At 38.7% G+C, this 15669-nt stretch carries 8 protein-coding genes; 7 read left to right on the top strand and 1 reads right to left on the bottom strand.

The window, feature by feature from the left end:
* The first annotated feature begins 237 nt into the window (after positions 1 to 237).
* The 6 genes from ABIB40_RS12105 to ABIB40_RS12080 all read left to right on the top strand — a co-directional run bounded on the left by ABIB40_RS12105 (position 238) and on the right by ABIB40_RS12080 (position 10566).
* Positions 238 to 3201 (top strand): SusC/RagA family TonB-linked outer membrane protein, encoded by a 2964-nt coding sequence (locus ABIB40_RS12105; protein WP_354359390.1) that lies wholly within the window; start codon positions 238 to 240, stop codon positions 3199 to 3201.
* 5 nt (positions 3202 to 3206) lie between these two features.
* A complete protein-coding gene (locus tag ABIB40_RS12100; RefSeq protein ID WP_354359388.1) occupies positions 3207 to 4586 on the top strand; it encodes a RagB/SusD family nutrient uptake outer membrane protein in 1380 nt (459 codons plus the stop codon).
* Between the two features lie 62 nt (positions 4587 to 4648).
* Positions 4649 to 6121, top strand: a complete 1473-nt coding sequence (locus ABIB40_RS12095; RefSeq protein ID WP_354359386.1) for a glycoside hydrolase family 30 protein — start codon at positions 4649 to 4651, stop codon at positions 6119 to 6121.
* Between the two features lie 30 nt (positions 6122 to 6151).
* On the top strand, positions 6152 to 7603 hold the full coding sequence (locus ABIB40_RS12090) for a glycoside hydrolase family 30 protein (RefSeq protein WP_354359384.1): 1452 nt from the start codon (positions 6152 to 6154) through the stop codon (positions 7601 to 7603).
* A 244-nt stretch (positions 7604 to 7847) separates the two neighbouring features.
* Entirely contained in the window at positions 7848 to 8984 is a 1137-nt protein-coding gene (bshA, locus tag ABIB40_RS12085) for an N-acetyl-alpha-D-glucosaminyl L-malate synthase BshA (protein ID WP_354359382.1), read from the top strand.
* Positions 8985 to 9432: 448 nt separating this feature from the next.
* On the top strand, positions 9433 to 10566 hold the full coding sequence (locus tag ABIB40_RS12080) for an acyltransferase family protein (RefSeq protein ID WP_354359380.1): 1134 nt from the start codon (positions 9433 to 9435) through the stop codon (positions 10564 to 10566).
* Here the strand turns inward: ABIB40_RS12080 and ABIB40_RS12075 are convergent.
* The gene (locus tag ABIB40_RS12075) at positions 10551 to 11666 is read right to left on the bottom strand and encodes an ROK family protein (protein ID WP_354359378.1); all 1116 of its coding nucleotides are present in this window, start codon (positions 11664 to 11666) and stop codon (positions 10551 to 10553) included. The genes ABIB40_RS12080 and ABIB40_RS12075 overlap by 16 nt on opposite strands.
* A 725-nt stretch (positions 11667 to 12391) precedes the next feature.
* Here ABIB40_RS12075 and ABIB40_RS12070 point away from each other — a divergent pair.
* Positions 12392 to 15661, top strand: a complete 3270-nt coding sequence (locus tag ABIB40_RS12070) for a SusC/RagA family TonB-linked outer membrane protein (RefSeq protein WP_354359376.1) — start codon at positions 12392 to 12394, stop codon at positions 15659 to 15661.
* Positions 15662 to 15669: the final 8 nt, after the last annotated feature.

Below are 15669 nucleotides of genomic sequence, written 5' to 3'. Positions count from 1 at the left end.
CATCAAAATCTTTAAAAGGTTCTAAACCGTATTACTATTTTTGAGTGTTCTGCTCATAAATCAGTGCTTTACTCTGTAAATCAATATTTTACATGTTTTTTTAAGCGGGTATTAAACCGTATCAAAACCGTTTCTTTTATAGGCTATACGCGAGGTTTGTGAAATTTATTTTTTGGAGGTTGATGTGTTTCTGCGCTAAGTTTACATCAACATTAACCAATTATAAATTTCATGATTATGAAAAAACTGTGTACAATTTTAATACTACTCTGCACCTTTGGGTGTTCTGCGGTATTCGCCCAGACAACCACACAGGTAAACGGCGTAGTAAAGGATGAGAAAGACTTGCCGATTCCGGGAGTCAGCATCTTAATTAGTGGAACCAAAATTGGAACCACCAGCAACACCGATGGAACGTTTACCATTAGTGCACCAGCTAACGCTACCCTTTTGTTTTCTTTTTTAGGGTATAAAACAAAAGAGGTTCCTGTTGCTGGCAAAACAACGTTAAACGTTACGTTATCAGAAAGTGCATCTAACTTAAACGATGTGGTTGTGATAGGCTACGGTTCTGTTAAGCGAAAGAATTTAAATTTTGCAACTTCAGAAGTAACTTCTAAAAGCATAGAAGACAGACCTGTTACAAACTTTCAACAAGCATTACAGGGCAGAGCGGCAGGCGTGCAGGTAAGCCAACCTTCTGGCAAGCCGGGCACGGGCTTAACATTACGCGTTAGGGGTTACGGGTCTTTAAATGGCTCCAACGACCCTTTGTATGTAATAGATGGCGTTCAAACACTGAGCAATGACGGGATAAATCCAAACGACATTGAAAACATCACCATTTTAAAGGATGCGTCTGCAACAGCAATTTATGGGGCAAATGGTGCAAACGGCGTTGTGTTAATTACCACAAAATCTGGTACTGCAAATAAACCTCAAATTAGTGTAGATGCTTATTATGGTAGCCAGAACATCAGCAAGAAACTAGATGTTTTAAACGCAAAAGACTTTGCTGTGCTTATTAATGAGGAACGCACAAACGTTGGCCAACAGCCTTTTATTACCGATGTGAACAATTTGCCTTTCAACACGAACTGGCAAAATGAGATTTATAGAAGCGGTGTTCAACAAAACTATCAATTAAGCGCATCTGGCGGTTCAGATAAATATAAATATTATCTTTCTGCAGGCTGGAATGGCGAGAATGGTACGTTGGCACCGGCAGGTTTTGGACGTTATAGCATTAGATTTAATCAAAGCGCAAATTTGTTGCCTAAATTAAAAGTAGGAAGCAACTTTACCATTAGCCGAATAAACTCTGTAGATGTTCCTGATAATGCTCGGGTAAATAACGGTGGTGTGGTATTGTCTGCCTTAACAACTCCACCTAACATTCCGGTAAGAAATGCTGATGGCACTTATCCTCCAAACCCTTATCAAGCGCTAGAAAATCCGGTAGCAATAACCCAGGGAATTGATAGTAAATCATTTACCAATAAAGTATTGGGAAATGTTTTCGCAGAATATGAACTTCCCTTAAATTTAAAATTGCGGTCTACTTTTGGGGTAGAAGCAAATGACGGCCGAGACGATTATTTTGTAGACCCGTTTTTAACAGGTCAGGGTAGGGCGCAAAAAGGCTTTGCAAGTGCAAAATCCAACAATGAACTTATTTGGCAAAATGAAAATATCTTGTCGTATAACCAAACGTTTAATAAAGTCCACTCCATTGATGCCATTGCGGGCGTTACCTTTAGAGAATCGAACTACACAGGTACTTCTCTTTCTGGTAAAAACTTTGCGAATAGTGCAATTAAAACCGTTAATGGCGCGTCAGAAAAATTAGATGCAAGCAGTAACAATTCTAGTTGGGCCTATCTCTCTTACCTTGCCCGTGTAATTTACACCTACAACGATAAGTATACGGTAACCGGTTCCATCAGGGCTGATGGTTCTTCGAGATTTGGAGCAAACCAACGTTATGGATATTTCCCAGCCGCCTCTATTGGTTGGAGGATATCACAAGAAAGTTTCTTGAAAGATGTAAGCTGGCTTAACCAACTAAAATTACGTTACGGATATGGCAGTAATGGAAACTCTGCCGGTATTGGAGATTTTAGCTATTTGGCTAGATATGGCGTTGGATATAATTATCCTATTGATAATAAAACCCAACCAGGTACCATTACCACAAGCATAGCAAACGAAGATTTAAAATGGGAAGTAAATACACAAAGTAACTTAGGTTTTGATTTGTCGATATTTAACAATCGTGTTAATTTTACGGCAGATGCCTACATTAGAAAAACCACCGATGCTTTGGTGAATAGGCCATTGCCATCGCAAACTGGTTACGGTTCTATTACTCAAAACGTAGGTAGTTTACAAAACAGGGGCATAGAGCTTGCGCTAAATACCGTAAACTTAGCCCGTAAAAATTTCAATTGGGAAACAGATGTGGTATTCTCTTTAAACAGAAATAAGGTAACAAACATTTTGGGTCAAAGCATTCTTTCTGGCGGAGTTGGAGACAATGGAAGCGCTACCATTACAGAAGCAGGCAAACCTGTAAGTTCGTTTTACGGATATATTTCTGATGGAGTTGATGCGCAAACTGGTAACATCAACTATCGCGATTTAAATGGCGATGGTAAGATAACCGATGCAGATAGAACCATTATAGGTAATCCAAACCCTAAATTCCAAGCAGGTATTAACAATCGTTTATCTGGCTACGGTTTCGATTTGTCTTTCTTATTTGATGGAGTTTACGGAAACCAGGTTTATAACGCAACAAGAATTGAGACGGAAGGCATGTCTGGACCAAAAAATGCGTCGACTGCGGTGCTAAATAGATGGGAAAAACCGGGCGACATTACCGATATTCCTCGCGCAGCATTTGGCGACCCAGATAAAAACTCAACTAGAAACTCTACCAGATTTATAGAAAGCGGATCATTTATCAAACTTAGAGATGTAACGTTCGGTTATGATTTAACCAAAGCGATTAAAACAAACAACATCCTTAAGTCGGCTAGAATTTATGTAAGCGGTAGGAACTTGTTTACGATTACAAACTACAAAGGCTACGATCCAGAGGTAAGCAAAAACGGCGGCGATCCTTTTCAACAAGGAATAGATTATGGAACATATCCTCAAGTACGCACGTTGGTTTTTGGTATAAACGCTAAATTTTAATTAACATGAAAAAATATTTAATAATAATCCTTGCATCAGCGGCTACGCTAACAGGATGTAAAAAATTTCTAGATCAAAAACCCCAGTCGGAGATTACGGGCGCAAACTTTTATAAAGTTCCCTCTGATGCAGAATCGGGGTTGATTGGTTGTTACGATGCATTACAGCCAGATTCTTACTATGGTTTCGATATAGAAACCTATGGCGATGTAGTTTCTGACAATGCGTATGCTGGCGGAGACAATCCGGCAAACATTCAAGAAGATACTTTTAATACAGACGCAAATAATGCAAACATCTCTAGAGATTGGAATCAGATTTACCAAGCAATTGGACGTTGTAACGATGTAATAGATAATGTAACTGCAATGGATGCATCGCTTTTTCAAGGCAACAGGAAAAATGAGATTTTGGCAGAGGCTAAGTTTTTAAGAGGCCTGCATTATTTTAATTTGGTTAGAATTTTTGGGCCAGTACCATTGGTAGTTAAACAGATAAAAGATACCAAGCCAGAAAGCATCAACGCTGGCAACAGCACCATCCCAGCCATTTACGATCAAATAACCAAAGATTTAAATGAAGCCATTAAAGATTTGCCTAAAGACAACAATGTGGGTAGAACAACTAAAGGCGCAGCAGAAGGAATATTGGCCAAGGTTAACCTTACCAATAAAAACTGGCAACAGGCTGCAGATCTTAGCAAGCAAGTAATTGATTTAAACAAGTACAGTTTAGTTAGCAATTACGATGCGCTTTGGTCTGGCAAAAACACAACAGAATCTTTATTCGAGGTACAATTTACAGGCGGAACAGAAGGTAATACCATGCCCGATCTTTTCTTGCCTTTTCCATTGGCAACCTACGAATTCTTAAAATTTAGCACACCAACCGAAGATATGATCGCAGCTTACGAACCAAACGACACAAGAAAAGCGGCTTCTATCATTTTTGCAGATCAGTATTATGGAAAGAATTTTCCACATGTGTACAAGTATAGAAATGCTGCCGGTTTTGCCGCACCTACAAACGTGCCGGTATTAAGGTACGCAGATGTACTTTTAATGCGCGCGGAAGCATTAAATGAAATAAGTTACCCGAATGCAGAAGCGTTAGCATTGTTAAACCAAGTTAGAACTAGGGCTGGTTTGCCATCAAAAACAATAGCCAATGTATCTTCTCAAGATGCAATGAGAGTTGCTATCGCCAAAGAAAGGCGCGTAGAACTTGCTTTTGAGGGGAGCAGATGGTTTGATTTGTTAAGAACCGGCAAAGCAATTAGCACCCTGCAAGCAAAATATCCAATCACCCAGAACAAGTTGTTGTTTCCTATTCCTCAAAGTCAGATTGATAAAAATCCGAACTTGAAACAAAATCCAGGCTATTAACTATATTTACGGGCAAACAGTATAAATATATGCTGTTTGCCTTTTCAAACTAACCGAAAAAAATGAAAATCTTCGTCCATCCATATTTTAGGCTAAGCAGTATCCTTATATTTGGTGTAATGTGCAGCTGTAGTTGTAGCAAAAGCATTCCTGGCAAACCATCAGTTCCTCCTCCCGTGGTTAAACCCCCGGTAAATACAGCTTCTACCGTACAAATGTGGCTTACTGATGGAGATAAAAGTAACTTATTCAGTAAGCAAAATATCGCGCTAAATTTCGATAAAACCGAAAATAAAAATCTACCTAATATTGTCGTCGATTCTACCCAACACTATCAATCTATAGATGGATTTGGTTATACGCTTACAGGTGGGAGCGCTTTTTTGCTAAACAGCTTAGATGCGCAAACGCAAGACAAAACCTTAAAAGACCTTTTCTCTACAGAAAACAACAGTATTGGGGTAAGTTATTTAAGAATAAGCATAGGTTCTTCTGATCTAGATGCCAATGTATTTACTTATGATGATTTGACTAATGGACAAATCGATGTAGATCTAAACTCGTTCAGCATTGCGCCAGACCAGCAAAATCTGATACCAATCTTAAAAAAGATTTTAGCCATAAACCCAAGCATAAAAATTATGGCAACACCGTGGAGCGCTCCATCTTGGATGAAAACCAACGGAAGCTCTAAAGGTGGATTCTTGAAACAAGAATATTTTGCCGCTTACGCCAATTACTTTGTTAAGTATATCAAAGCAATGAAAGCTGCAGGAATTACCATAGATGCCATCACTCCACAAAACGAGCCTCTAAATCCAGACAATAATCCAAGTATGGTAATGACCGCGTTAGATGCAGCTAATTTTATCAAAAATAACCTAGGGCCAACGTTTAAATCAAAAGGTGTAGCCACAAAAATTATTGTGTACGATCATAATGCAGATGTGCCACAATACCCGTTAACCATTTTGGCAGATGCCGATGCGAGCAAATACGTAGATGGATCTGCATTTCACTTGTATGCAGGAAACATCAATTCGCTTTCTCAGGTACATAATGCTTATCCAGATAAAAATCTATATTTTACAGAACAATACACGCCAATCTCTGGATCTTTTGATGGCGATTTAAGTTGGCATACTAGCAATTTAATAATCGGTGCCACCAGAAACTGGAGTAGAAATGTATTGGAATGGAATTTGGCGTCAGACCAAAATCTTGGCCCACACACACCTGGCGGTTGTACTACGTGTCTGGGCGCCTTAACCATTGGCTCATCGTCTTCTGTTATAAAAAACGTTTCGTATTACATCATTGCCCAAGCCTCTAAATTTGTTCGGCCGGGTGCTTCGCGCATAGCATCTACGTCTAACGGAAACCTTGCCAGTGTTGCATTTAAAAATACGGATGGGAAAAAAGTGCTAATCGTAACAAATACCGGTAATGCAGACCAACAATTTAATGTGCTTTTTGGAGGCAAAGCGCTTCAAAGCACATTGAGGCCTGGCAGTGTAGCCACTTATGTATGGTAATCTTACAGAAATCAACTTAAACCTAATATTTTGAAAAGACAAACTTTTTTAGCCATCTCTGTTCTTGCTTTTGCAAGTTGCAGCATTAATAAACAGCAGGAAACTCGGCAACCAAAAACTGTAGTAGAGGTTTTTACCACGGCGCAAAACACCGACCTCCGCCTGTCTAAAACGGCAGATTTAAAATTTGGGCCAAGTGCACAGCCATTAGAAACGCAGGTTTTTGTGTATGTAGATCCTAAGCACGAGTTTCAAACCTTTGAAGGTGTGGGAGGCGCGCTTACCGATGCTGCGGCAGAAACTTTCGCAAAACTGCCTGCTGCACAGCAGCAGGAATTGTTAACCGACTATTTTGACCCAGACAAGGGAATTGGCTACACTATTGGCAGAACCAACATAAATAGCTGCGATTTTTCTAGCGACAGTTATATCTATGTAAGCAATAAAGACAAATCTTTAAGCACGTTTAACGTTGCCCACGATGAGAAATTTAAAATCCCGTTGATAAAAAAGGCAATGCAAACAACAAAAAATAACTTAAAGTTGTTGGTAACGCCCTGGAGTCCGCCAGAATGGATGAAAACCAATAAAAGCATGTTGCATGGAGGTAAACTATTGCCCGAATACGATCAAGCTTGGGCAGATTATTACGTAAAATTCATCAAAGCCTATCAAGAAAAGAACATGCCTATTTGGGCGCTTTCTGTTCAAAATGAGCCAATGGCAACTCAAACTTGGGAGTCTTGCCTTTACACCGCAGACGAAGAAAGAGACTTTATAAAGAACTTTTTAGGCCCAACCTTAAAGAAAAACAATTTAGGCGATAAAAAACTAATTGCTTGGGACCATAATAGAGATTTGGTTTACCAACGCGCCAGTACTATTTTAAATGACCCCGAAGCTGCGCAATATGTGTGGGGAATTGGTTTCCATTGGTACGAAACTTGGACTGGCAGTAAAATGCAGTTCGATAACGTTAGAAAAGTTAAAGAAGCCTTTCCCGATAAACACTTAATTTTTACAGAAGGTTGCCAAGAAAAATTCAACTTAGATAGCATTTACAATTGGAAACTTGGCGAAAAATACGGCCATTCTATGGTAAACGATTTTAACGACGGCACCGAAGCTTGGGTAGATTGGAATATTTTATTAGACCAAACCGGCGGACCAAATCACGTTGGCAATTTCTGTTTTTCACCCATCCACGCAGATACCAATACCGGTAAGTTGATGATTACCAATGCATACTATTACATCGGGCAGTTTTCTAAATTTATCAAACCTGGCGCAAAGCGTATAAATGCATCAACCAACAGAGATAAGTTAGAGGTTACATCGTTCAAAAATCCAAATGGAGATATTGTGGTGGTTGTGTTAAATACGTCTAATGACGAGCTTCCATTTAAACTGATGTTGGATGGCAAAGCTGCAGATGCAAAAAGCTTGGCGCACTCTATCTCTACTTTTATCGCAAAGAACTAATTATTCTACAATTATTTGGGCGCTTTTATCCCGCACGTGCGGGACTGTATCTTTCTTGGCAAAAAAAAGCCAAAAAAGTATGCCGCTGCAATCAAGAGCGCTCCTAGCAATCGCCTAGCAAACTTCTTTTTAAAAAAAGCCCGATAGTGCCCAGCGTTCATCGGGCTTTTTTATTGCATTTTACTTACCGTATTTTTTAACATAATTGGGGTACATTTGTCAAAGTAAATTCTGTATCAATCACATGAAAATAGGAATAGTTTGTTACCCAACTTTTGGCGGCAGTGGCGTTGTGGCCACCGAATTGGGGAAAGCGCTCGCTAATGAGGGACATCAAGTTCACTTTATCACCTATAGCCAACCAGCAAGATTAGATTTTTTCTCGGCAAATTTATTTTACCACGAGGTTTCGGTACGCAATTACCCCCTTTTCGATTACGCACCTTATGAATCGGCTTTGGCCAGTAAAATGGTAGATGTGGTACGGTTTGAAAAACTGGATGTTTTACATGTTCACTATGCCATTCCACATGCTTCTGCCGCATTTATGGCCAAACAAATTTTGGCAAGCTATGGCATTGATATTCCTGTGGTTACCACGCTGCACGGCACCGATATTACCTTGGTTGGCAAAGATCCAACCTATAAACCTGTGGTTACTTTTTCAATCAATCAAAGTGATGGTGTAACAACAGTATCTAACGACTTGAAAAAAGACACGCTTAAGCACTTCAAGATTACCAAAGACATCAGGGTTATTCCCAATTTTATAGATTTAAACCGTTTTAGCCTACAGGCGAAAGACCATTTTAAGAAAGCAATTGCTCCAAACAACGAACGTATTTTAATACATACCAGCAATTTTAGAAAGGTTAAACGAACCAAGGATGTAATTAGGGTGTTCGAAAAAGTTCAAAAAGTAATTCCATCCAAATTATTAATGGTGGGCGATGGGCCAGAACGCGCCTATGATGAGCAACTCTGCAGAGAACTAAAAATTTGCGAAAATGTGCGTTTTTTAGGTAAGCAAGATGCGGTAGAAGAGATTTTATCTGTTAGTGATCTGTTCCTCATTCCATCAGAGTCTGAAAGTTTTGGATTGGCGGCTTTAGAAGCCATGGCATGCAAAGTTCCGGTGTTGTCTTCTAATGCTGGCGGCTTGCCAGAGCTTAACGTAGATGGCTTTTGTGGTTATATGGATAATGTTGGCGATATAGAAGGAATGGCAGCGCATGCCATAGAAATTTTAAAAGACGACAACACATTAAACCAATTTAAAGAGAACGCCTTTATGCGCGCAAAAGATTTCGACCTTAAAAAAATATTGCCGCTTTACGTAAATTTTTATAAAGAAGTGGTAAAAAATTGTGGTAAATTTTAATGCTAAAACTTGTTTTTACTGTAGATTACCTAATGCCTTTAAAGTTCTGGGATAAAGATTTATGCAAAGAAAAATTTCTAACCAAGGTTTTTTTTTAATTAAGAGATGGATCCTCAAACAGAAAAACCCATAAAAGATCCGCTGGTCGCCAAGTTTAATCTTTTAAGAAATGAACCCAGAAAATGGGATGCAATACTGGCGTTGATAAAATACTAGAGGTAAAAGCAACTGACCACAAATCGCGCCAAGAAGATCTCACAAAGAGCACTAATAAAAAAACGGCATTAAATTAAACCTGCTCGGCTCAACTCTGTTGTAGTCTTTCTTTTTCTATTCAATCACACTCGGCAGGCGTGCGCCAATTGGAGCAAAATTTATCTAAATCAAAAATAAAAGAATGTGATAGTTAATAAAAAAATTACTAAGTTGCAGCAACTAAAGAATTGAAATGGAAAACTTTTCGAAACCAAAGCAGCGATATCTCTCGTTAGATGTATTACGAGGTTTAACGATTACGTTGATGATTGTTGTGAATAACCCGGGAGATTGGAAAGCAATCTACGCCCCTTTCGAACACTCCGCTTGGAATGGATTTACCTTGACAGACTTAGTTTTCCCAACTTTTTTGTTTGTGGTTGGCAATGCCATGAGCTTTAGTATGAGGAATTTAGACAAAAAAAACTCTTCTCATTTTCTTTTTAAAGTATTAAAGCGTACACTTTTAATATTTTTTATCGGCCTGTTCCTTAACGGTTTTCCTTACGTTAGTTGGGTAAACCACCAAATCGTTTTTAAAAATCTTGCCGAAATAAGAATCTGGGGAGTTTTGCAGAGAATTGCTGTTTGCTACGGTATAGCTAGCCTGCTAATTTATTATTTTAACTCGCGCATGCTTTTATTTATATCGGGTTTTCTCCTCTTTGGATTTTGGTTTATCATGTATCATTTTGGCACCCATCCTGATCCGTTTAGCTTAGAAAACAATGCATCATCAAAGTTAGATGCGCTGTATTTATCAGCTAAAAACATCTATCATGGCTTTGGTATTCCCTTCGACCCTGAAGGTTTGTTGAGTACTTTCCCTGCGGTAGTGAATGTAATGGGTGGTTTCTTTGTCGGAAAATTTATTCAGAAAAACGGAAATAACATTTCTACCATCAACAAGTTGATTGTTTTTGGAATAGCGCTGCTAATTGCTGCCCAGGTATGGAATATCGTATTCCCAATAAATAAACCGATTTGGACTAGTCCTTACGTTTTATACTCAATTGGGATGGATCTTTTCCTTTTGGCAATTTTAATGTACATCATAGAAGTTCTCAATTTCAAAAAGTGGACATACTTTTTTGCCGTTTTTGGCAGAAATCCCTTGTTTCTTTATGTAATTTCTTGGATAATAATCAGTCTTGTCTATTTAATCAGAATAAATGGCGTGCCTTTGGGAGCAGTGGTTTACCACTCTATTTTTCTAAATATTACATCAGGAAAAAATGCATCGTTGCTTTTTGCTGTTACCTATATGTTGCTAATTTGGCCAATCGGCTACTATTTAGACAAGAAAAAGATTTATGTTAAGGTGTAGGCGGAAATAGGCTCTTCTATTTTTTCAGCATTTTCCATTACCAAAATAGCCGCTCCAATAAGTTCGGCATCGAAGCCTATATCAGAAATGTAAATCTCTGTGTCTTCGGCCAGTCTGGGTATGCAATATTTGTTTAAGGCTTGCTGAATTGGGGCGAGCAATAACTTGCCCACTTTGGCGCCCCTTCCGCTCAAAACAATCGCCCTTGGGTTAATAATATGAATCAAAATAGAAAGGCCTCTACCTATTTCATAAGCCGCCTCTGATAAAAGTTCTATCGCAAATTGGTCTCCTTCGTTTGCAACCTCCATCAAAGCATCTCCAACAACTGCTTTCGAGCTTTTCGGATCGTAAGTCAATCGTGTTTTTCTCCCGCTTTTTATTCCTTCAATTGCCTTTTCGGCTACCGCCAACAACGAAGCCTGTGCCTCTAAACAGCCTTGCTTACCACAAGAACATAACGCACCTTCTTCTGAAATTGGAATGTGACTAAACTCGCCCGCAAAGCCACTATGACCTCTAAACAAATGGCCATTAATAATCATTCCAAGCCCAATTCCCCAGCTCAAATTAATTACCATTACGTCTTTAATTTGTTTAGCAACACCAAATTTAAGTTCGGCAAACGCCACAAGACTAGAGTCGTTATCTATAAAAACTGGTAGATTCAAAGTCCTGCAAATTCGGGAAGTTATACTGTCAGAACCCGAGTCTAAATAAGTGTAATTAACCCCTTTTTCTGCGTTAACAAAACCCGGCATACCAATTCCTATGCCTAGTATAGAGTTTTTACTTATTCCCGAATTAAGAATGTGCGCCGAAATAGCTTCACTAAGTTCATCAAGTGAATTTGGATTATTTAGCAGTTTTAAATCTACAACCTCTATCTCGGTTAGGTAGTTGTTAAAAAAGTCGACAATTACAATTCGAGTAGACAACTGATCCATTGCTACAGCTACAATATTTATTTGCCCAGGGGCCACGCCATAAAGCAATGGCTTTCTGCCCCCACTAGACGCAGCGTAGCCTTTTTCTATTAAAAGCCCTTTGTCTACAAGTTGACTTAACAATCTTGCAACAAGAGGTATGCTTTTGCTCATTTGTAAGCTAAGTTCGGCGCAAGACATTAACTTGCCATAATAAAGAAACTTTATAATTTCAAAATAAAGCTTCGAGTTCTTTTGGTTAGGATCAAACATTTATATTCTTGGGGGCTCTATAATATGGATTTAAACATTATTTTTTGAATTTACATTTTAACTAAGGGCTTAAAAGTAAGCCAAACTTTATAAAATCTACGTAAAGTTAATTACTTACCTCATATTTTAAAGCGATGAATGAAATGAACAATGATTAGTTTCCGTTCCATACCCATTTTACTTCTTAATTTCAACCTTGCAGCAATACTATTTTTAGCAAACGTTGTTAAAATTAAAAAAAATCAAAAACTTTATAACATTAACACAAAAGTATTAAAAACTTTTTATTAGTTTTGATTTATCAAATATATTTAATCTTTCTTTCTTCTTATATGCTCTCATTGGTAATAAGTTGGATTTGTCGAAAACTAATACCAATACTTGACAAGCGTTTTAATATTTTGGTAAAGATTTTTTTCTCTGATACTGTTTTTAAAGATTTTAAAGTTCCCTTTACACTTGGCTTACACATAATTAAATTTAAGAACATTTAATCGTGGATATATTATTAGCCTTAAGTTTTATGCTCTAGTATATCTAACCGAAATTAACGCCGCTGTTGTAAAGAGAACAACCACAGCAAATGATACCTAAGGATTGTAACACAAATAAACAATATCTACAATATGAAAAAAAATCTAACCTACTACTGTTTTTATGGCCTATCTGCAAAATCCTTTTTAGGATTGCTTTTATTGGTTGGCTTTATGAATTCGGCGATGGCAAAAGCCACAAAAATGACCGTTAATTCTACATTGCAATCTTTTATTTTAAATGGAACGGTCCAAGATGATAAGGGTACAACATTGCCTGGCGTTACTGTGTTTAATAAAAACAAGAACCTCACTGCAAGTTCAAATCAAGATGGAAGGTTTGGAATTGAGGCAGATCGTGGCGATAGTATTATTTTTAGCTACATAGGTTTCCACCGAAAAGCCATAGTAGCTGGAGCCAACAACATTGTAGTTGTATTAGCAGAAACTTCTACCACTTTAAAAACTACGGTTGTTACTGCGCTTGGCATAAGTAGAGAAGAAAGATCTTTGGGTTATGCAGTATCAGAAGTGGATGGATCTACCTTAAACAAGGCTAGAGAAACCAACGTAATCAACTCCTTGGCGGGCAAGGTTCCGGGCTTAATTATCAGCGGAACGGCCGGCGGCCCTGCGGGTGCATCTAAAGTAATTATTAGGGGAAGCACCACCTTAACTGGCAATAACCAGCCTTTATATGTGGTAGATGGCATCCCGATAGATAATTCTAACTATGGCGGCGCTGGGTCTGGCCAATATGCTGGAGGCGTGGATTTGGGCGATGCCATCTCGGCACTAAGTCCGGATGATATTGAAACCATAAGTGTGTTAAAAGGTGCATCCGCATCTGCCTTGTATGGCTCTAGGGCAGGAAACGGAGTAATACTCATCACCACTAAAAAGGGAAGCAGCAAAAAAGATTTAGGGATAGAATTTAACAGTACTTCGTCTTTAGAAACACAACTTACCAGTTATGATGGCTACCAGTCTTTATACGGACAGGGCACAAAAGAGTTGATAAATAATGTGAGAGAGCAAGATTATGGAACGCTTAACACCAGTTTTGGTGCTCGCATAGATCCAAGCTTATCGGTAATTACGGGCACAGGGCAAAAAAGACCTTACGCTTATGTTCCAAACAACATAGATGGTTTTTTTAGAACCGGTTCTACCTTCACAAACACGCTATCGTTTTCTAGTGGTAATGATAACTCGAACTTCCGTTTCTCTTATTCTAACCTTTCAAATAAAGATATCATTCCAACAAGCGGTATTAACAGAAACTCTTTTACCTTAAACGGAAGCTCTAAATTTGGCCCAAAAATAAGCCTTACAGCAAGGGCATTTTATCTAAATGAAGATGTGAACAACAGGCCTTCGTTGGCAGATTCTCCGTCGAATATTGGAAACAGCTTTCTTTCTTTGGCTAATACGGTAGATCAGGCGCGGTTTGCAAACGAATATAAAAATGCTGATGGAAGTTATTTAGATTGGAATAACGGCAATCAATATCGCCTAAATCCGTATTGGGTAATTAACGAAATGAGCAATACCAGTAAAAAAAACAGGTTGCTGGCATCGTTACAGTTAAACTATGATATTTTAAGCTGGCTAAGTTTCCAGGCTAGAGGCTCATCAGACCAAACGCAGGTAGATTTTAGAGATTTCAGTCCTGTTACAACTCCCGGCGCCTTGACTGGTACACTAAACCAAAATAATGTAAAATATAGCACTATAGAAGCTGATGGTTTGCTAAGCGCAAAAAAACAAATTGGTAAATCTATATTTGTGTCTTTAAGGTTGGGCGCAAGCATAACTAGGAACAAAAGAGATGGAACTAATAATCAGTTTACAAACCAGGCCATAACAGACGTTGCTATTCCAACCAGCTATACAACTCAATCTGTAATTCCTGTGGCAAGTAGAAGAAGTTTTAATTCGATTTATGGATTAGCCACCTTTGCTTACGAGAATTATCTGTATGTAGATGCTACGTTAAGACAAGATGCTTTTTCTACGCTCCCGGTAAATAGCAACAGCAAATTTTTTCCATCGTTAAGCACCAGTTTTGTTTTTACCGATGCCTTTAAAATGGATAAAAAGATTTTAACTTTTGGTAAGTTAAGGGCGTCTGTAGCGCAGGTAGCATCAGATACCGATCCATATTTAACAAGCCAATATTACAGAAGCAACTCATTACCATTTAATGGTTTGCCTACCGGCGGATTATCTACCGATATAAAATTTAGCAATGATTTAAAACCAACCACCACATTTAATTACGAGTTTGGTACAGAACTTAAGTTCTTTAAGAACAGATTGGGATTAGATATTACGTACTATAATGCAAAATCTAAAGATCAGCTTAACATTGTTCCTGCTGCTCCTTCATCTGGTTTCAACTCTAAAATTATAAACGCAGGTACCATTAGCAACCGAGGCTTAGAAATTGCACTAAGTGGAACGCCAGTTAAAACCAAAAATTTTAATTGGGATTTGAACGTTTCTTTCGCCAGGAACAAGAATACCGTAGAATCTTTGGCAGAAGGAACTCCTTTTATCAGCCTATCTGATGCCCGTTGGGCAGGAGTCTCTGTAGTAGCCATGCCGGGCGAGTCTTATGGCGCAATTTTAGGATACAATTATCAAAAAGACCCTAACGGGAATATTATTCTTGACGCAAAAACCCTGCAGCCTATGTTAAGTAATAATAGAGAGGTTTTGGGAAAAGGGGTTTTCGACTGGACCGGCGGTTTAAGCAGCACCATGAGCTATAAAAACTTTAGTCTTGGAACGGTATTGGATGTTAAATGGGGGGCAGATTTACTATCGCTAACCAATTATTTTGCAGCTGCAGGTGGAGAATTAAAATCTACACTACCTGGCCGGGCAGAGTGGATTGCATCAGAAGAAGACAGACAAGCAGCCGGAATGACCATAGCCCAGTGGACAGCGGCAGGCAAAGTTAGAGGCCTGGTGCCAGCCGGGGTTGTACAAACCGGGGTAGACGCTGGTGGCAATCCGGTTTATAAGCAAAATACGCAGGCAATAGAGCCATCTAGCTATTGGGCAACATTGGGTAATATTACTACTGCGGTTGCAGTTCCTTATATCTATAACGCATCTTACGTTAAGGTTCGGCAGCTCACATTAAGTTATAATTTGCCATCTTCGCTAATTAGCAAATGGAAAATTAAGGATGTTCAAGTTGGTTTAGTGGCCAGAAATCCTTTCATCATATATAAAGACGTTCCAAACGTAGATCCAGATTCTAATTATAACAATGGAAACGGACAAGGAATTGAATATGGTTCTTTGCCAGGCAGACGTAGTTATGGTTTCAACTTAAATTTTAGGTTCTAACGGAGATG

It is taken from the genome of Pedobacter sp. UYP30, assembly GCF_040547165.1.
Lineage (GTDB): Bacteria > Bacteroidota > Bacteroidia > Sphingobacteriales > Sphingobacteriaceae > Pedobacter.
The sequence above is the reverse complement of the archived record's forward strand: the minus strand, read 5'-3'. Positions and strand labels throughout refer to the sequence as shown.

Excerpts from the sequence above, each read along its gene's own strand:
- bshA (WP_354359382.1), top strand. The coding sequence starts at position 7,848 with ATGAAAATAGGAATAGTTTGTTACCCAACTTTTGGCGGCAGTGGCGTT.
- ABIB40_RS12075 (WP_354359378.1), bottom strand. The coding sequence starts at position 11,666 with ATGAGCAAAAGCATACCTCTTGTTGCAAGATTGTTAAGTCAACTTGTA.
- ABIB40_RS12105 (WP_354359390.1), top strand. The coding sequence starts at position 238 with ATGAAAAAACTGTGTACAATTTTAATACTACTCTGCACCTTTGGGTGT.
- ABIB40_RS12070 (WP_354359376.1), top strand. The coding sequence starts at position 12,392 with ATGAAAAAAAATCTAACCTACTACTGTTTTTATGGCCTATCTGCAAAA.
- ABIB40_RS12080 (WP_354359380.1), top strand. The coding sequence starts at position 9,433 with ATGGAAAACTTTTCGAAACCAAAGCAGCGATATCTCTCGTTAGATGTA.
- ABIB40_RS12100 (WP_354359388.1), top strand. The coding sequence starts at position 3,207 with ATGAAAAAATATTTAATAATAATCCTTGCATCAGCGGCTACGCTAACA.
- ABIB40_RS12095 (WP_354359386.1), top strand. The coding sequence starts at position 4,649 with ATGAAAATCTTCGTCCATCCATATTTTAGGCTAAGCAGTATCCTTATA.